Origin of the sequence: Fluctibacter corallii (genome assembly GCF_025751585.1) — a bacterium.
Classification (GTDB): Bacteria; Pseudomonadota; Gammaproteobacteria; order Enterobacterales; family Alteromonadaceae; genus Fluctibacter_A; species Fluctibacter_A corallii.
Genome location: NZ_JAOWKX010000001.1, coordinates 83156 through 102281, shown reverse-complemented (window position 1 = coordinate 102281; position 19126 = coordinate 83156). Strand labels below are relative to the sequence as shown.

Genomic DNA, 19126 nt, shown 5'->3' with positions numbered 1-19126 from the left:
GAACAATATATCCACCGAGTATTTCATGAATTGAAATAAATGAAAATATGACAAATGTCATAATCCCTTCTCACACTTTCTGTTGAAGTAAGCAGGTCGTGACATCTGTCACATGTTTTCGTTCCGACTTCTGTTTACGCTTTTTTGTATCTTTTGCAACGCCCCGCGCTCAGCAAAATAGTTACAATCAGTAAGGAAATTAAATGAAAAAGCGTATTGTTGTATTGGCTGCAATCTCATTATTTGGCTGTTCTTCAGAAGAACTAGAAACTCAAAATTTTGGCAGTGATATGTTTAAAAGTGATTACTACTTTTTAAATGCCACTCAGCACGAACTGAGCTACCACATGCGCAATGCTGAAATTGATGGGGATGATCGGGATCCTACGGATAACAAGTATCGCGTGGCTGAGCTTGCCCAACGTGGCGCTGTATCGCATGTTGTACATGAGCATAATGCTGGGCGAAAGGTGAATATGCTTGCGCATGCACCATTGTCTAATGGAATTGAAGAGCGCTTAGCCTTCAAGGCTGACCTAGACAAGCATTACAACGTAGTGAATTGGCAAAATCAAGGCAATATTAGTATGTCAGTTTTTGAAAGACGTACTAGCAATAAAGAGGCGATAATCCGTACACGTTTGTTTGTTACTGAGCCGGATATCAGCATTAAGGTAAACGGTGAAACCATCACAACATCATTAGGCAAAGTGACTGACTTTTTTGATGTGGAGCATTGCCAATCGACGCTAGAGGTTAATGAGAGTTTTATTGATGTGTGTGATGCCTCTTTTGGAGATTCTTATCTTGTTATTCTTTCTGCAGATGGTTTGGTTAATCTATTCAGAGAGTCTTGATTCTGATTGGTAATCATTCAATTTGCAGAACTCACATATGTTCAGGCAGGAAAATCGGACATGCTTTTCCTGCTATTTTTTCGCCATTTTCTTATTTCCTTATACATGAACAGGATTTGTTGAAAGTTAACCATTTCGAATGGTTCTCTGCTAACGTTTATTTATGCGTTTTAATTAAAGCACGTCTAATCAGCCACTAAATCGTTCTCTATTCATAAAAAGTGAATAGAAAAGCACTATTTGTGGGATTTATTCTCAGAATTGCATAGATATTCTTTGTTTGGGTTGTCTTTGTATAGTAACTGTGCAAGTCTGTGTGGAAAATAACAAATCAGGAAAGCGCAACATGGACAGCTCGGTACATCAACTTCTTGTCGAAGCGGGAACGCTCTTGCTGGTTGGTATGTCATTTGTTTTTGTCTTTCTAACTATTCTGATTGCTGCGGTGCATGGCATTACATTATTTTGTAAACGGTTCCCTGAACCCGCAACTCCGCATCCATCGTCGGCGGTGCCGGTTGTCAGCCAGCAAAACGACGCTGGACAACCAAGTCCGCAAGTGGTTGCTGCAATCACTGCCGCTATTCATCAATACCGTCAAACGAAATAACACATCAAGGAGAATCAGATGGCTAAGCCGCTGGCGCTTACTGAGTTAGTTTTAAGGGATGCACATCAATCATTGCTCGCCACCCGCATGCGCATCGAAGATATGTTACCCATTGCGTCTGAATTAGACAAAGTGGGATTTTGGTCTGTGGAGTCTTGGGGCGGTGCTACTTTCGATGCCTGTATCCGATATTTAGGCGAAGACCCCTGGGAGCGTATTCGCTTGTTGAAGCAAGCGATGCCTAATACTCGTCAACAAATGTTATTGCGGGGCCAGAATTTATTAGGATACCGCCACTATGCTGACGATGTGGTAGATAAATTTGTTGAGCGTGCGTTTGACAATGGTGTTGAAGTTTTTCGTATTTTTGATGCCATGAACGATGTGCGCAACTTACAACAGGCCGTAGCGGCAACACTCAAAGTGGGCGGGCACGCGCAAGGCACCATGTCTTATACCGTAAGCCCCGTGCACTCACTGGATGTCTGGCTAGATATGGCGAAACAAATTGAAGACATGGGCGTGCACTCCATTTGCATAAAAGATATGGCTGGCTTATTAAAACCTTATGAATGTGAGGCGTTAATCAAGGGCTTAAAAGCATCAGTAGATGTACCCATTGCGATGCAATGCCATGCAACGACAGGGTTAAGCACAGCGACCTATCAAAAAGCGATCGATGCGGGGATTGACATGCTGGATACCGCCATCTCCCCCATGAGCATGACGTACGGACATACTGCGACAGAAACTATTGTTTCAATACTTGAGGGAACAGAGCGAGATACTGACATCAACCTGCAAGGGCTTGAACCCATTGCGGCGTATTTTCGTGACGTAAGGAAAAAGTATGCGCAATTCGAAGGTAGCTTAAAAGGCGTTGATGCGCGCATTCTTACCGCACAAGTGCCGGGTGGCATGCTCACCAATATGGAAAATCAACTTAAAGAGCAAGGTGCGGCAGATAGACTGGATGAAGTACTAGAAGAAATTCCTCGTGTTCGTGAAGATTTAGGATTCATTCCATTGGTTACGCCCACCTCGCAAATTGTCGGCAGTCAGGCTGTATTGAATGTACTCACACAAGAGCGCTATAAAAGCATTACCAAAGAGACGGCAGGCGTGCTTCGGGGTGAATATGGCGCAACAGCTGCGCCTGTCAACGAGGCACTTCAAAAACGAGTATTAAATGGAGATGCCGCCATAACATGCCGACCGGCTGACAAGTTGGAACCTGAGGTCGAAGCATTAACCATTACGTTAAAGGAGCTGGCACAGTCAGACAATATTTCATTGGCAGAACACGTGATAGACGATGTTTTAACTTATGCGTTGTTTCCGCAAATTGGATTGAAATTCCTGAAACACCGTGGAGATAAATCAGCCTTTGAGCCTGAGCCTTCACAGCAAACTCAAGCGTCAAGTGTGACTGATCAAGCGCACACAACAGCGACGGCTTCCTCTGCAAAAACAGAGGTATATTCTGTGCGTGTAGATGGCAAAGCTTACGAGGTTGAGGTGGGGCCGTCGGGGGCGTTAGAAACCATTCGGCAACAAGGTGGAGGGGATGAAACGGTTCCTCAGTCTGCAGCGTTATCTGCCGCAGAGACACTTAATGCGCCGCTGGCCGGGAACATTTTTAAAGTTCTAGTCAAGCCTGGACAATCAGTGAATAAAGGCGATGTTGTTATCATTATGGAAGCCATGAAAATGGAAACTGAGGTTCGCGCCTCAACAAATGCCACGATTTCAGCGGTTAATATTAAAGAGGGTGACGCCGTGCAGGCAGGTCAGCCATTGTTAGTGCTGGAGTAGAATGTGGATAAGTTAACGGTATTGTGGCAAAGCACTGCGCTCGCACATTTTCAGGGGGGACAACTGATTATGATGGCGGTTGGGTTGCTGTTGCTATATTTGGCTATCGTGAAAAAATTTGAGCCGCTGTTGTTACTTCCTATTGGTTTTGGTGCCATTTTGACGAATATTCCATTAGCGGGTTTCAGTGAAGCAGGCGGCATACTTTATTACATTTATAAAGTTGGAATAGATACTGGTGTTTTCCCACTACTGATCTTTATGGGGGTGGGGGCCATGACTGATTTTGGAGCCCTCATTGCGAACCCCAAAATGCTATTACTTGGTGCGGCAGCGCAGTTTGGCATATTTGCAACCTTGTTTGGTGCCATTTTATTAAACCTCGTGCCTGGATTTGAGTTTACGTTAACGGATGCGTCGGCAATTGCTATCATTGGGGGAGCTGACGGTCCCACGGCGATTTTTCTTGCTTCACGCCTTGCACCAGAGCTGTTGGGCGCAATTGCCGTGGCTGCATATTCCTATATGGCGTTAGTTCCCATTATCCAGCCACCTATTATGAAGGCACTCACTAACGAAGATGAGCGCAAAATTGAAATGGCGCAGCTTAGAGTGGTCTCTCGACGAGAAAAAATTATATTTCCTTTGGCGGTACTGTTACTCACGATTCTATTTTTGCCCGCAGCAACGCCGCTGGTTGGCATGTTCTGTTTGGGGAATTTAATGAAAGAATGCGGTGTGGTAGATAGACTCAGTCATACCGCGCAAAATGAGTTGATTAATATCGTTACGATCTTTTTGGGATTAGCGGTAGGCTCGAAGCTATCAGCTGATCAATTTTTATCGGTAAAAACATTAGGGATATTGGCGCTCGGTGCCGTAGCATTTAGCATTGGTACGGCTGCGGGGGTGATTATGGCGAAAATCATGAGCCGCTTTAGCCAACAACCGATTAATCCTCTTGTCGGGGCGGCTGGCGTCTCAGCAGTACCCATGGCGGCACGCGTGGTAAACAAAGTAGGATTGGAGGCCAATCCTCATAACTTCCTGCTTATGCACGCTATGGGACCGAATGTAGCAGGCGTACTGGGCTCTGCGGTCGCGGCGGGAATATTGCTCGCGTTAGTTGGATAACGGATGCGGACCTGATGTGATACCACATCAAAACAACAAGTACATATAAGCGTGCCAGATGTTTTATACTTCTGGCACTGCCTAAGTCAAACGGTTGAACGTTTGGTTTCTAGAATCTAAAAGCCTATTTAGGTGACACTATGATGCGTTAGTTTTTAGAGAGCATCGCCTGATGAGATTGTACGAGTTTTTCTGTGTATTCGCTTTTTGGCCAATTGAAAATAACATCCGTCTTGCCAGATTCCACAACATTTCCTTCTTGCATAACCAGAATGCGGTCGCTGATGTGCCTGACAATACCTAAATTGTGTGAAATAAAGATAAATCCTAGCCCAAGATCACGTTGTAGCTTCATGATCAGATTGACCGTTTGAGAGCGTACTGAAGGGTCAAGGGCAGCAAATGGTTCATCGGCCACTATAATTTGTGGGTTGAGAATCAAAGCGCGAGCAATGGCAATGCGCTGCTTTTGCCCATCCGATAGCATGTGACGGTAGAAATATTGATGTTCAGGTAGCATACCCACAAGCCTTAGGGTTTGCTCTACTTTTTCTTGCCTTTCTTCTGGGCTGAGTTGCGTATTGAGTTTAAGAGGTTCGTCTAAAATCGTGCCTAGAGTAATGCCCGGATTTAATGACTCATTACTGTGCTGAAATACCATTCTGATATTCAAACAACGTTGTTTAATATTATTGTATTTGAGTTTTTGCCCATTTAAATAAATCGCGCCAGACGTGGGCGTTTCAGCCCCTACCAGCAATTTCGCTAAGATCGACTTACCCGAGCCATTTTCGCCAATAATTGCCATCGTCTCGCCTGCGTTAAGCTCGAATGTAACCGGGCTTAACACGAATTTGCGAGGACGTTGAAACCAACCATTTTCCACAATATGGGTAAAGGACACGTCTTCTACAGACAGTAATGGGCTCATCGTTTTTCCCTATGCAATGGAAAGTGACAACTGTAATAGTGCTGGTGGATCCGTCTTGGCTCAGGTGCCTTTACGCATTCTTTTTGTGCACGCGGACAGCGTGGCCCGAGTCGGCATCCAATCGGCAAGTGCTGTAACGACGGAATGGTGCCTTCTAAAGAAGACAACGGCGATTTGGGAGGCAGATCTTTTCTGAAGCTCGGCGCGCTATCTAACAACGCTTTGGTATAAGGGTGTAGTGGCCGTTTGCGTACTTTGTCCATAGGACCACTTTCTACCGTTTGACCGCAATACAACACGGTCATGCTTGTCGCCATGCTGGAGATGGCAAGTAAATCATGACCCACAAACAAGATGCTTAAATCTTTGGTTTTATTCAACCGAGTGAGCAAGCGCAGAATTTGTGCCTTGGTCGTAATCTCCATCCCACGCGTTGGATCATCTGCGATAATGAGTTCAGGGTTGGGAGCCAATGCTGTGGCAATCATAAACTTTTGGCATATATCATCGGGCACTTGATGCGGGTAGCTTTTCAGGCATCGTTTATGATCTTTAATGCCTACTTTATGTAGGAGTTTTGCCGCAATCACCCTACGCTGTTGGGCGCGTTGCCAAAAGTATCCTTTATCAAGCAGGTTGCCAGGAATACTTTCCAGCAGCTGCTCTTCTAGTGTTGCAGAAGGATCGAGGGACTTTAAAGGGTTTTGAAATACAACGGCGATTTCATTTCGCATGATTTTTCGACGTTCTTCATCGTTCATCGATAGCAGATCGATATTTTTCCATGTCATACGATCGGCGGTAATTCGCCAGTTGGATGGTAAGGCACCCGAAATGGCACGTACAATTAAACTCTTCCCCGAACCTGATTCACCCACCAACGCTCGAATCTCACCACTGTCTATAGTCAGATTGATTTTGTCTAACGCCTTGATCCAGCCGTTCGTGCCGTCTATTTCAAGGGTTAAGTTCTTTATATCGAGTAGCGCCATTAGTGTTTAAACCTATTTCTCAAGGCTGAGCGTAAGCCATCACCTACCAAGTTAACTGATAACACCATCAAAAAAATAGCGCATCCTGGTAAGGCAATGCTAAGAGGCGAAATATACGCAACTTTAAGTCCTTCAGAGAGCATGGTTCCAAGCTCGGGTGAAGGCGGTTGAGCCCCTAAGTTTAGAAACCCTAATGCACTAATATCTAGTATTGCAACAGACAGCGCCATCGTTCCCTGAACCACTAACATCTCTATCATATTGGGTAAAACGGCATTAAAAAATAAATAAATTTTTCCTGCGCCATCTAAACGTGACGCCATCACGTAATCTTTTTGCAGCTCGTCTCTTACAAAGTCCCGAGTGGTATGCACAAATTGAGGGATCAACGCTAGTGTGATTGCCCACATACTGTTTACTAAGCCTGTACCTAATATCGCTACGATAATAATGGCGATAAGCAAAGTAGGTATTACCATGATGGAATCAAGCAGATGGTTGATAATGCTTGAACGTACACCTTTGGTCATCCCTGCCAAGGCTCCCATTGCCACACCAACAAGCATGGCAACAAAAACGAGTAATATGCTGATCCCCAGTGTTACACGGCACCCATAAATTAGGCGTGATAGTAAATCTCGGCCCAGACTGTCTGTGCCAAACAGATGGTTAATTCCGCCATTGGCGTCCCAAGCTGGGGGAAGTAGTAAGGCATTAATATCTTGAGTTAGGGGATCATAAGGGGCAAGGAGTGGCCCAAGCACCATCAATAAAATGAAAAACAAAAATAGCCACAGGCCAAACAAAGCGGCATGGCTTTGACGAAACTCAATCCATGTTCGTTTAAGCGGAGAAGGATGAAACTCTTCTTGATAAAGGTTAAAGCGAGCCACGGCGAGGCGCTCCTTGTGTAGGATCGATAAGTCTCGCAAACAAATCAATTAAAACAGTGACGATAACGACAAACGCAGACACCGCTAACATACCCGCACGAATGGCCGGAAAGTCTCGCTGATAGATCGCTTGTAATAGCCAGTTACCTATGCCCGGCCATGAGAATATTACTTCTACAATCATTGCATTTGTCAAAAGCGTACTGGTTTGTAGTGCGAGCAGAGGAAGAATTCTGAGCAGAACGTTTCGAATCCCATGACGAAAGATGACCTGACTCACAGTGAGCCCCCGGCTATACGCTGCTTGTACGAAGTCACTCCCCATTACGTCAAGAACGGCACTGCGGGTAAGGCGCAAAACAATAGCGGTATTCACCACACTAATGGCTAGTGTTGGTAAAATCATGTGTTCTATCGCGTTTATGGTTGCCGCGGTTTTATTATTGATATCTGATAACCAGATATCGGGCAAAATGAATCCCGTAGAGTAGGGAATGTCGAATAACAGACTGATTCGTCCTGATAACGGAAACAGCGGAAGCTGTAATGCAAACAGCATAATTAATAATAAAGCCAACCAAAAAACAGGTACAGAGTAGCCAGCTACACTCACGCCTAAAAGTACATAATCGGTATGTTTATTGTGTCTTAAACCGGCGAAAAACCCCAAAGGCACGCCCACCAACATGGAGATGACAAGCGAATACGCGCTGAGTTCAATGCTCGCAGGTAGCGATCGTTTAATCTCATCCCCAAGCGGCAAACCTGAACTAAAACTGATCCCCCAGTCACCCTGAAAGAGCAAGCTCATGTATTGCAGATATTGAATGATAATGCTTTCATTCATGGCATATTTTTCTGATAAGAGATTAAATTCCTCTTCAGATAAGCGTTGTACGCCAGAAAGGTTAACGAGAGGGTCAGCCGGAAACAAATATGCCAAAGCAAATGAAGCAACTGATAACGCAAAAAGCGTGAACAGCATTAAGTTAATGTGGCGAACAATGTAGCGTATCACTTCGACATCTCCACTTCGCCGAAGCGAACCCCACCATAAGGATTGATTTCAAATCCTGAAAGCGCTTTACGATAAGCTTGGTAACGATATGCGTGTGCGATAGGCACTAACGGCATCTGTTCGTACAGTAGATCACTCGCTTTATGGTACAGGTCGATACGTTCTTGTGGATCGCTATAGCGAACGGCATCATTAATGAGTTTATCGTACTCGGGTGAGCACCACATTGCCCGATTGGTTCCAGACAATATGGCAGAGCAAGAGAGAAGGGGGCGATAAAAATTGTCTGGGTCACCGTTATCTGCCGTCCAACCAATTAATACGGAATCGTGCAAGCCAAGCTTTAAGCGTTGCCTAAACGTAGACCATTCGTAGCTGACAATGTTGGCGTCTATGCCCACGTCTTTTAAGTAGCTTTGGATGAGTTCTGCCATTTTTCGGGCATTTGGGTTGTATGCCCGCTCAACGGGCATCGCCCATATGTTCATACCAAACCCTTCTTCGATTCCGTTTTCACGTAATAGTTTGCGCGCTAAAACGGGGTTGTAACTCATTTCTTTCCCTTCCTCTTGGTAGGCCCAAGAGGAAGGAGGGAGAATACTCTTAGCGACAACCGCGCGGTCAAAATAAACGGCTTCAAGTAACGTGTTCTTGTCGATAGCCATCGCCAACGCTTTACGTACATCGGGGTTGTTGAAAGGTGGGCGCGCCGTATTAAATGCCCAAAAACCAACATTCAAGCCAGATTTTACATCTAAGCTAAGCTTTTCGTCCTGCTCAATGAGATTGAGTTCACTTTGTGAAGGAAAAGCAATGGCGTCACACTCGCCAGTTAACAACTTAGCTAATCTTAATGAGCTTGATGTTGTAATATCATAAATAAGCTGTTCAGGCGCAAAGGGATGCTTCCAGTAATTCTCATGTTTCTCAAACCGAATAAATCGATCTTTGCGATAACTGATAAATTTGAACGGACCCGTTCCAATAGGAAATGTATCAATACGCTCTGGCATGCCTTGGTCGAGTAATTGCTCTGCATATTCAGCCGATAGAATGATGGCAAAATCAGTTGCCAGATTGGCGAGAAAAGAACTATCTGGACGATGTAAGGTAATACGAATGCGGTATCCGTTAACACGTTTGACGCTTTTGATAACATCTTTTAACCCTAAACTATTAAAGTAAGGGTAGTTACCACCAGAAATTTCATGATAAGGATGATGAGATAGTCGCCAACGATCTACACTAAAAATAACGTCGTCTGCGTTAAAAGTTCGGCTGGGAGTAAAGTACGCGGTGGAATGGAACGGTACGTTTTTTCTTAGCTGAAAGGTGTACGTCAGGCCATCTGAGCTAATTAGCCAACTACTGGCAAGCCCTGGAATAATGCGGCCAGTTTGCGTGTCAAAGTCGAGAAGGCGATCATAAAGCTGGTGAGAAGAGGCGTCGACCGTCGTTCCCGATGTATCAAGCTGAGGATTGAAGCTCGAAGGGCTGCCTTCAGCGCAGTAGATTAATCCATTTTGTTGAGACATCTCTGCCGAGTAATCTCCACACCCAGACAGCAACATCAGTAAACATGTTGAAATCCAAGCTCGGGAACGTTCGAATGATGAGAGCATGGCTCCAGAAAAATACATTCTATTCAGCGTCTTCTGTCGTGTTTTCTAAAAGGTTATATTTCTTTAAATATCCACGAAGTTGATGATACGTCAAAGAAAGTTTTTCTGCAGTTTTCTTTTGGTTAAATTGGCTGTCTGCCAACGCCTTTTTAATCATGTCGATTTCATAGTCTTGTGACAGCTGCTTCAAGTCGACGGGAAAAGTAAAATTCAATTCGCCAGCAGACGGTGCAATCCGATCGCTATTATGTGTATCACTTTGAGCGATTGGCGCATTCGGCGATTCACTAGAAGCTGGTGCAGAGGAGCTGACTCGGTCTGCCGTTTTGATACGTTTGGTTGGACGGTAAATCGACTCGAATGGATCGAGAATAATATTGTGAACGGGCACATGAGGGTTATTACATCGGTACACGGCGCGTTCAACAACGTTTTTTAATTCACGAATGTTTCCCGGCCAGTCATAGTCAAGTAACGTGCGCTTTGCTTTTTCTGTAAATCCGCTGAATAACTCCATCTCAAGTTCTCTAGCCATGTTGATGGCAAAATGTTCAGCCAGCAGAAGGATATCTTCTTGTCGCTCTCTTAAAGGAGGCAGTGTAATTACATCAAAGGCTAGTCTGTCTAGTAAATCAGCCCTGAATTCTCCGCTATCAGCGAGAGAGGGCAAGTCTTCATTGGTCGCGGCGACCAAACGGACATCCACTTTTACTGATTTAGATCCGCCGACACGCTCAAATTCTCCGTATTCAATGACACGCAATAGCTTTTCTTGGATTAAGCCAGATGTGTTCGCCAGTTCATCTAAAAACAATGTGCCGTTGTGCGCCACTTCAAATCGACCTTCGCGACGTTTTTGAGCACCAGTAAATGCGCCCGCTTCATAGCCAAATAGCTCACTTTCCAGCAAGGACTCGCTGAGCGCTGCGCAGTTAAGCTTAAGATAAGTCTGATCCCAGCGTTTAGACAAATAGTGCAGTCGCGCGGCGACCAATTCTTTACCTGTACCGCGTTCACCAATAATCAACACAGGTTTATTTAGTGGTGCAATCTGGGAAATTTGTTCAAGTACTTCCAGAAAGCTATTTGATTGACCAAGTAAATTGTCCTGCTGGCGAAAACGACTCATGACTGCCCCTAAAATTTGGTCTAAACGACTAATAAGTGGTTTATATACATATTATTGTAGAGAGCAAAAAACACTCTGTAAATTAATAATTCTGAAAAATCAGGTATTTATCAGTAATTAATAAGATGGCCTGAATATTGAATGCCTCATTACAAAGAATGCGTTTATGCATGTAAGATGAAGTAATTCGAGTAAGGGGAATCTTTATGGGTATTTTCTCGCGTTTCACTGACATTGTGAATTCAAATATTAATGCGCTATTGGATAAAGCTGAAGATCCAGAAAAAATGGTTCGCCTGATCATTCAGGAGATGGAAGATACACTTGTTGAAGTGCGCTCTGCATCAGCAAAAACCTTAGCCACAAAAAAGGAAATCACACACCAAGTGAATAAGCTTCAGTCTGAAGCGGATGATTGGTCAGCAAAGGCAGAATTAGCGATTAGTAAAGATCGTGAAGATTTGGCTAGAGCAGCGCTTCAAGAGAAGAAAAAGTGTCAGGAACAGGCAGATTCTCTTGAACGAGAGTTAAACGTAATCGACGAGCAATTGGCAAAACTGCAAACGGAAATTGGTCAATTGCAAGAAAAGCTAGCAGATGCGAAAGCCCGTCAAAAGGCCATGATTACACGTCAGCAAACAGTATCGTCTCGGTTAGATGTTAAGCGCACATTAGACAGTGGAAAAGTGGATGCTGCAATGGGACGTTTTGAGCAATACGAGCGCAAAATTGACGACCTTGAATCACAGGTTGAAGCTTATGATTTAGGCAGAAAAACCTTAGCTGATGAGTTCGCAGAGTTAGAAGCGGATGATAAGATTAGCGACGAGCTTGCGGCGCTAAAGAAAAAAGTAAAATCAAAAGCTGATAAGTAAGCATCAGAGCTAGCAGGTAAGTATTCCAGGAGGAGAAGTGTTGTGGATGAGAGTGTAATCGGAATCATCGTTGCCCCCGTCATTTTATTTATGATTTTTGTGGCGCCGATATGGTTAATATTGCATTACCGAAGTAAGAAACAAGTGATGCAAGGTTTGAGTGACGAAGAGTTTTGCAAACTTCAGGAACTCTCTGATAAAGCTGAGCAAATGGCTGATAGAATTCAAACGCTTGAGGCTATATTAGATGCAGAGGCACCAGAGTGGAGAAGTAAAGTATGAAGCAAAAACGTGAACTGTATCGTATCTCAGAAAAGGGAAAAATAGCAGGGGTTTGTGCAGGCGTTGCTGAATATTTTGGGTTAGAAGTGTGGCTTGTACGAATTCTGACGGTAACGGGGTTTTTCTTACTAGCAGGTCCCTTCGTAATTGTAACCTATATTGCCGCATGGTTTATTTTAGACAAAAAACCAAAAGGTGGATTGGGTAAGGCTGCACAAGAATCGGCGCATTTATCCGATGGGAAAAGCTACAGAGGCAAAGGTTGGCGCAATGACGATGAATTAGATGACGGGAAGGTCGAAGTGAAAACGAATGTATGGCAAGCTGGCGAGCCGCCTAAGCAAGCGTTTTTTGATATTAATCGCAAATTTCTTAAAATCGAACAGCGTCTTAGAAATGTCGAAACGTACGTGACATCATCAGAATATCAACTCAATAGAGAGATTAATAAGCTCTAGAGTTTAGAATTTGTAAGCGTGGAGGTGTATTTCACCCTCTTTTTAAGCTCCCTTGTGGAGCTTTTTTTGTTTTACCATGCGAGTTAAAAAGGGGATAAAGCGCGAGAGCTGATGTGGTAACGTTGGATACATTATGCTGTTTGGTAGCGGAATGGCAGATTTTACAACCTCATGATTTATAAGGCTTAAGTGTTATTTTTGTAAAATTAATGTTACAAATCCTGACGTGCTTAAAATTGAGTCTTCTCTTCCGCTTTTTCGGTAAATCAGTAGACTCGCCTCCATAATTGATATGCGTTTCCTAGATTCTCTATTCAGAGGTAGAAAGGTTGAACGCAGTGTTACCAAGATGAATGGTCTTATGGCAAAAAATAGTAAATATGTTTCTAAACCTCTTGATGAAAATGGCATTGTTCATTGGACAGACGAGGAAAATGCGGTTTGGCGTGATTTAGTCGAGCGTCAACTTGAGATAGTTGAAGGCCGTGCCTGTGATGAATTTATGCAGGGGCTAGATTTACTCAACTTGCCGAAAGATAGAATTCCTCAACTAGGTGAAGTCAATGAAGTATTGATGCGTGAAACTGGTTGGCAAGTCGCTGAAGTGCCAGCGCTTATCAATTTTGACGCATTTTTTAATTTACTAGCCGATAAAAAGTTTCCAGTAGCAACATTTATTCGCACGCGTGAAGAGTTTGATTACTTACAAGAGCCTGATATTTTTCATGAGATTTTTGGTCATTGTCCGTTACTCACTAATCCTGCATTTGCGCACTTTACCCATACGTATGGAAAATTGGGGCAAAAAGCCAGTAAAGAAGACCGTGTTTATCTCGCGCGTTTGTATTGGTTTACGGTTGAATTCGGGCTTATGCAAAATAGTGAAGGGCTTAAAATCTATGGCGGCGGTATCCTTTCATCACCTGGAGAAACCCTTTATTCCACAGAGAGTGAGGTGCCGGAACGCTATACATTAGACCCGGTAGAGGTGTTAAGAACGCCATATCGAATAGACATTATGCAGCCGGTGTATTTTACCATCCCGAGTTTGAATACCTTATTTGATATTGCAGATATGGACATTATGGCGCTTGTGGAGCAAGCAAAACGTTTAGGTTTGCACGCGCCTAAATTTCCACCAAAAGAAAAACTTGCAAGTTAATGTTTATGAGGTCGCAGTAAGCGGCCTTTTTAATATCTCTCCTTAAGTTACTGGCGACAAAATGCAAGTAACGTAAATGAACAATTTACTTTTGGATATTGGACAGGTATTTTACCCCTCGTTTGCCAATGAGTAAGGCCTTAGCATCACGACATATTGCTGACTTTCATTAATTTGGCTATTGAGTGAGATTACTTTTTTTCATTTAACGTTTTGATGTAGCTGTTTTAATCTCCTCTTTGTATTAATATCTTTACAAGTTTTTCTAGGAACCTCCTATTCATGCGTTTAGAGATCAGTTGCCAGGATCGGCTTGGCATCACACAGGACGTGCTTGATATTCTTGTTAACTATGAGATTGATCTTCGTGGTATCGAGATAGATAGCGCAGGTAAAATCTTTCTTAACTTTCCAAATATTGAGTTCGCTGACTTTCAGCATTTGATGCCAGAAATCCGCCGTATTGAAGGCATTGAAGATGTCAAAACGACGCCTTTCATGCCGGTTGAGCGTGAGCAGCATCAGCTTAGAGCACTATTACAAACTCTGCCAGACCCTGTATTTTCCGTTGATACAAAGGGGCGAATTATTTTGGTCAACGAAGCAGTAATAACCAGCCTGGAGACCGAGGCTCGCGCTTTGATAGGGCAGGATATCAGTGAGTTTGTGAAAGGCTTCAATTTTTTAAAATGGCTTGAAAGCAAAGACGTGTTAGCCCAAACCCATAAGTTAAAGTTTATCGAACAGGACTTTTTAGCAGATATTCTACCCGTTATGGTGCCAGATGTAGGCGGTACATCGATTCTAGCGGGTGCTTTGATTATGTTGAAATCTGAATATCGTTTAGGGCAACAGCTTACGGTCTTTCATAAAACCAGTAATGAAAGCTTTTCAGTGATTCAGGCCAGCAGTTCAGCGATGAAAAAAGTGGTGCGAGAAGCAACGCGAATGGCTGAGCTTGACGGACCAATGCTGATTTTTGGCGAAACAGGAACTGGGAAAGAGTTACTCGCTAAAGCGTGTCATGAAGCAAGTCGCCGTGCAAGTGGAGAATTTTTAGCACTGAATTGTGCCTCTCTTCCAGACAATGTTGCCGAAACCGAACTCTTTGGTTATGCCGCGGGTGCATTCGGTCAACCGGAGCCTAAACAAGGGTTGTTGGAGCTGGCTCAGGGCGGAACATTATTCCTTGATGAAGTGGGCGATATGTCGCCACAACTTCAGGTTAAGCTGCTTCGAGTGATTCAGGATGGCACATTCAGACGGGTAGGCGATAGTAAAGAGCTGAAAGTTGATGTTAGGATTGTGTGTACAACACAAAAGGATCTTGCCCAACTTGTACAAGAAGGAAAATTCAGAGAAGACCTTTACTATCGTCTGAATGTCTTAAGTATTGTTGTGCCGCCGCTTCGCGATAGAAAAAACGACATTGTTGCTTTAGCTGAGAAGTTTTTACGTCAACACAGTGTGAAATTGGGCAGGCGTCCTCCCAAGCTGAATAAATCCTGCGTTGAATATTTACAAACCTATCCTTGGCCAGGCAACGTGAGACAACTCGAAAATGCATTGTACAGAGCGCTATCTTTAATGGACGGCAATGAATTAAACCGAGAACACATTCAGCTTCCTTCCGCCTCTACCAGCGTGAGCTTCGTGCCAGAGGATTTCGAAGGTTCACTAGAAGAGGAAGTGAAGCGATTTGAAAAAAGTTTATTGAGACGATTGTATCCGTTCTACCCTAGCACGCGGCAATTGGCTAAAAAATTGGGACTCAGCCATACAGCCATTGCGAACAAACTACGAGAGTACAATATCAATAAAAAAACAGTAAAAATGTAGTCACAGCGATAGCTCAAACACTTAGAAAAGAGGCGGCTTTATAGGCTGCCTTTTTTTATATGTAAAAAAAAGGTTACAGGTTTGCTTTACACTTTGTTCATAAACAAAGTGCGTTCAAAGCTTCTCTGAAGGGAGTTTTTGGTGTCTATTTACGTCTAATTTCAATAACGATAATTATAATTTAACAGTTGGTTTACAGAGAACGTTATGACAGTAGATTATTCATATAACCCTTTAGGTTGCGATGGCTTTGAATTTGTTGAGTATACAGCGGCAGACGAAAAGGGAATTCAGGATTTAAAAGATTTATTCAGCGGACTTGGATTTGCAGAAGTGGCAAAGCATCGCTCTAAACAAGTGTGGCTATTCAAGCAAGGCGATATCAACTTTATTGTAAATGCTGAGCCTGCGTCGCAAGCTGAGGAATTTGCTCGTCTTAGAGGGCCAAGTGTCTGTGGTATGGCATTTCGAGTACAAGATGCTTCGCGAGCGCTACAACATGCGATTGAGAACGGCGCGAAGCAGTTTGTAGGCAATCTAGGTGCGATGGAGCTAAATATTCCAGCCGTTTATGGTATCGGTGAAAGTACACTTTATTTTGTTGATCGATACGGTGATACCAGCATCTACGATGTGGATTTCAAATTCTATGACGATTGGCAAGAAAAAATGCAAGACGCTGACGTGGGTTTACGTGTATTGGATCATCTCACGCATAACGTCCAGCGTGGCAATATGGCCGTGTGGGCTGACTTCTATGAGCGAATCGGCAACTTCCGTGAAATCCGCTATTTTGATATTGAAGGAAAGTTGACGGGCTTGGTAAGTAAAGCAATGACGTCACCTTGCGGAAAAATCCGTATTCCTATTAATGAAAGCTCTGATGATAAGTCGCAGATTGAAGAGTTTTTGAAAGAATACAATGGCGAGGGCATTCAGCATATTGCTTTAACCACCGAAGATATCTATCAAACAGTTCGCGATTTGAAAGCGCGTGGCATGATTTTCATGGACACGCCAGATACCTATTACGAAAAAGTAAATGAGCGCGTTGAAGGTCACACAGAAGACTTAGATAAGCTTAAAGAGCTTAAAATTCTGATTGATGGTGCGCCAATGAAAGATGGCATTCTTTTACAAATTTTCACTGACACGGTAATAGGTCCAGTGTTCTTTGAAATAATTCAGCGTAAAGGTAATGAAGGATTTGGTGAAGGAAACTTTAAAGCGCTGTTTGAATCTATTGAACTTGACCAGATTCGCCGCGGCGTAATCTCTGGAGAAAAAGAAGATGCGTAGATGGATTAATTTCCCTCGCCATGAAGGCATAACGTCTAGGCAGGCGCATGCCGACTTTCCTGAAGAGGGCATTTATGAGCGGGAAGTTGGTCGAAGTGGGTTCTTCGGCCCAGCTGCGCATTTACACCATAAACATCCGCCTACGAACTGGGTGGATTGGCAAGGGCCGCTTAAGCCTAGGGCGTTTGATCTTAACCAGCTTGAAGCGCAAGATGTGGAAACAGCAACTTCTTCACCTTGGTCTGCACCAACCATTTTGAAGAATGCTCATTGCCAGTATCGAATTTGGCATTGTAATGCAGCCATGAACAAACTAGTGCGAAATGCAGATGGTGACGAGCTGCTATTTATCCATCAGGGAACAGCCAGCCTTTATTGTGACTATGGTCACCTTGAAATAGTGCAAGGTGATTACGTGGTATTACCACGCTCGACGATGTGGCGTTTGGAGCCTCATGAGCCAATGCAAATTCTGATGATTGAAGCCACAAATGATAGCTATCAATTACCTGAAAAAGGGATGGTTGGCCCCCATGCGGTATTTGATCCTGCTGTGCTTGATACACCCAAGATTAATGACAAGTTTTTAGCACAACAAGACGAGAATACGTGGCAGGTTGAGGTGAAGCGCCATAATCAACTGTCGGAGATAACGTTTCCGTTTAATCCGTTAGATGCTATTGGTTGGCATGGAGACTTATCGGTTGTCAGGCTTAATTGGCGTGATATTCGTCCACTGATGAGTCACAGATATCATTTGCCACCTTCGGCCCATACGACATTTGTAGCGAGCCGATTTGTGATCTGTACGTTTGTACCTAGGCCAATTGAAAGTGATCCCGGAGCATTGAAAGTACCGTTTTATCATAACAATGATGACTATGACGAAGTGCTTTTCTACCATGAAGGTGACTTTTTCAGCCGTGATAACATTGAAAAAGGGATGGTTACCTTCCATCCTGCTGGTTTTACTCACGGTCCGCATCCCAAAGCGTTTAAAGCCGGCATGGAATACAAGAAGAAATTTACTGATGAAGTGGCAGTGATGCTCGATACACGTGATGCGCTAGAAATAGGCGAGGCCGCATCGAAAGTTGAAAATCTCGAGTATATCAATAGCTGGAAAGGGTAACACGTTAGGTCTCAGTGATATTTGCCTCTGAGATCTAACAGCGTTTTAGAATTGGAAGAATATGAAATTAGCAACATTACAAAATAATACGCGTGATGGTCAGTTAGTGGTGGTTAGCCGCGATTTGACTAAATGTGTTGAGGTTAGTGACATCGCCACCACGATGCAAAATGCAATAGATAATTGGTCGGCAGTTGAGCCTAAACTCAACGATGTGTATCAGCGACTTAACGATGAAGCCATCGATGGTGCTATGCCTTTTGAGCAGGCTAACTGTGAATCTCCCCTACCACGAGCATATCAGTGGGCTGACGGTAGCGCTTATGTCAACCATGTTGAACTTGTTCGTAAAGCACGAGGCGCTGAAATGCCGGAGAGTTTTTGGACTGATCCGCTTATGTATCAAGGAGGTTCTGACGACTTCATCGGGCCTCGCCAAGATATTCCGCTCCCAAGTGATGAATGGGGAGTCGATTTTGAGGGCGAAGTGGCGATTATTACCGATGACGTACCTATGTCGGTAAGCGTCGAAGAAGCAAGTAAGCATATAAAACTTATTATGTTGGTCAATGATGTGTCTCTGCGAGGATTGATTCCAGGCGAACTGGCTAAAGGCTTCGGCTTTTTCCAAAGTAAACCTGCATCGGCATTTTCTCCCGTTGCTGTAACGCCCGATGAACTTGGAGATGCCTGGAAGGACGACAAAGTATGCTTACCGCTGTTGTCTACGTATAATGGTAATGCTTTTGGTAAGCCAGAAGCGGGCGACGATATGACGTTTAACTTTGCGCAACTAGTGGCGCACGCGGCTAAAAGTCGTAACTTGGGTGCGGGTGCGATTATTGGTTCTGGGACGGTCTCTAACAAGCAGGGCACGGAATATGGAACGTCGATAGAAGAAGGCGGAGTAGGGTATTCCTGCATCGCAGAAGTAAGAATGATTGAAACGATCCGTGATGGGAAGCCGGCGACACCCTTCATGAAGTTTGGCGATACGATCAAAATTGAAATGAATGATGCGGCTGGAAATAGTATTTTCGGTGAGATCAATCAAACTGTAGTAAAGTTCGAGCGATAA

Annotated in this window: 18 protein-coding genes; 12 read left to right on the top strand and 6 right to left on the bottom strand. The window is 43.9% G+C overall.

Annotated features, from left to right (window positions below):
• Window positions 1-203: 203 nt before the first annotated feature.
• From OE749_RS00450 to OE749_RS00435, 4 genes are all read left to right on the top strand, one after another.
• The gene (locus OE749_RS00450; protein WP_263710368.1) at window positions 204-857 is read left to right on the top strand and encodes a hypothetical protein; all 654 of its coding nucleotides are present in this window, start codon (window positions 204-206) and stop codon (window positions 855-857) included.
• Between the two features lie 346 nt (window positions 858-1203).
• A complete protein-coding gene (locus OE749_RS00445; protein WP_263710367.1) occupies window positions 1204-1467 on the top strand; it encodes an OadG family protein in 264 nt (87 codons plus the stop codon).
• An 18-nt stretch (window positions 1468-1485) separates the two neighbouring features.
• A complete protein-coding gene (oadA, locus tag OE749_RS00440; RefSeq protein WP_263710366.1) occupies window positions 1486-3282 on the top strand; it encodes a sodium-extruding oxaloacetate decarboxylase subunit alpha in 1797 nt (598 codons plus the stop codon).
• Between the two features lie 3 nt (window positions 3283-3285).
• Complete coding sequence (locus tag OE749_RS00435) at window positions 3286-4416, top strand: sodium ion-translocating decarboxylase subunit beta (RefSeq protein ID WP_263710365.1); 1131 nt, start codon at window positions 3286-3288, stop codon at window positions 4414-4416.
• 148 nt (window positions 4417-4564) lie between these two features.
• Here the strand turns inward: OE749_RS00435 and OE749_RS00430 are convergent, their stop codons facing one another.
• From OE749_RS00430 to pspF, 6 genes are all read right to left on the bottom strand, one after another.
• A complete protein-coding gene (locus tag OE749_RS00430) occupies window positions 4565-5347 on the bottom strand; it encodes a peptide ABC transporter ATP-binding protein (protein ID WP_263710364.1) in 783 nt (260 codons plus the stop codon).
• On the bottom strand, window positions 5344-6339 hold the full coding sequence (locus OE749_RS00425; RefSeq protein WP_263710363.1) for a peptide ABC transporter ATP-binding protein: 996 nt from the start codon (window positions 6337-6339) through the stop codon (window positions 5344-5346). The genes OE749_RS00430 and OE749_RS00425 overlap by 4 nt, the downstream gene beginning before the upstream one ends.
• Window positions 6339-7232, bottom strand: a complete 894-nt coding sequence (locus OE749_RS00420; RefSeq protein ID WP_263710362.1) for an ABC transporter permease subunit — start codon at window positions 7230-7232, stop codon at window positions 6339-6341. Before OE749_RS00420 ends, OE749_RS00425 begins: the two co-directional genes overlap by 1 nt.
• Window positions 7219-8250, bottom strand: coding sequence for an ABC transporter permease (locus OE749_RS00415; RefSeq protein WP_263710361.1), 1032 nt, complete (start codon window positions 8248-8250; stop codon window positions 7219-7221). The genes OE749_RS00420 and OE749_RS00415 overlap by 14 nt, the downstream gene beginning before the upstream one ends.
• On the bottom strand, window positions 8247-9821 hold the full coding sequence (locus tag OE749_RS00410) for an ABC transporter substrate-binding protein (RefSeq protein WP_263710963.1): 1575 nt from the start codon (window positions 9819-9821) through the stop codon (window positions 8247-8249). Before OE749_RS00410 ends, OE749_RS00415 begins: the two co-directional genes overlap by 4 nt.
• 70 nt (window positions 9822-9891) lie before the next feature.
• On the bottom strand, window positions 9892-11001 hold the full coding sequence (pspF, locus tag OE749_RS00405; protein WP_263710360.1) for a phage shock protein operon transcriptional activator: 1110 nt from the start codon (window positions 10999-11001) through the stop codon (window positions 9892-9894).
• Window positions 11002-11207: 206 nt separating this feature from the next.
• Between pspF and pspA the strand changes: the two genes are divergently transcribed.
• From pspA to OE749_RS00365, 8 genes are all read left to right on the top strand, one after another.
• Complete coding sequence (pspA, locus tag OE749_RS00400) at window positions 11208-11876, top strand: phage shock protein PspA (RefSeq protein WP_263710359.1); 669 nt, start codon at window positions 11208-11210, stop codon at window positions 11874-11876.
• 42 nt (window positions 11877-11918) lie between these two features.
• On the top strand, window positions 11919-12158 hold the full coding sequence (pspB, locus tag OE749_RS00395) for an envelope stress response membrane protein PspB (protein ID WP_263710358.1): 240 nt from the start codon (window positions 11919-11921) through the stop codon (window positions 12156-12158).
• A complete protein-coding gene (pspC, locus tag OE749_RS00390; RefSeq protein WP_263710357.1) occupies window positions 12155-12616 on the top strand; it encodes an envelope stress response membrane protein PspC in 462 nt (153 codons plus the stop codon). The genes pspB and pspC overlap by 4 nt, the downstream gene beginning before the upstream one ends.
• Window positions 12617-12977: 361 nt before the next feature.
• Window positions 12978-13778, top strand: a complete 801-nt coding sequence (gene phhA / locus OE749_RS00385) for a phenylalanine 4-monooxygenase (RefSeq protein WP_263710356.1) — start codon at window positions 12978-12980, stop codon at window positions 13776-13778.
• Between the two features lie 282 nt (window positions 13779-14060).
• Window positions 14061-15617: a transcriptional regulator TyrR gene (tyrR, locus tag OE749_RS00380; protein ID WP_263710355.1), complete on the top strand. Its 1557-nt coding sequence runs from the start codon at window positions 14061-14063 to the stop codon at window positions 15615-15617.
• A gap of 207 nt (window positions 15618-15824) precedes the next feature.
• Window positions 15825-16916, top strand: a complete 1092-nt coding sequence (gene hppD, locus OE749_RS00375; RefSeq protein ID WP_263710354.1) for a 4-hydroxyphenylpyruvate dioxygenase — start codon at window positions 15825-15827, stop codon at window positions 16914-16916.
• Window positions 16909-18048 carry a homogentisate 1,2-dioxygenase gene (locus OE749_RS00370; RefSeq protein ID WP_263710353.1) on the top strand — a complete coding sequence of 380 codons (1140 nt, stop codon included), beginning with the start codon at window positions 16909-16911 and terminating at the stop codon, window positions 18046-18048. Before hppD ends, OE749_RS00370 begins: the two co-directional genes overlap by 8 nt.
• Before the next feature lie 61 nt (window positions 18049-18109).
• Window positions 18110-19126, top strand: a complete 1017-nt coding sequence (locus OE749_RS00365; RefSeq protein WP_263710352.1) for a fumarylacetoacetate hydrolase family protein — start codon at window positions 18110-18112, stop codon at window positions 19124-19126.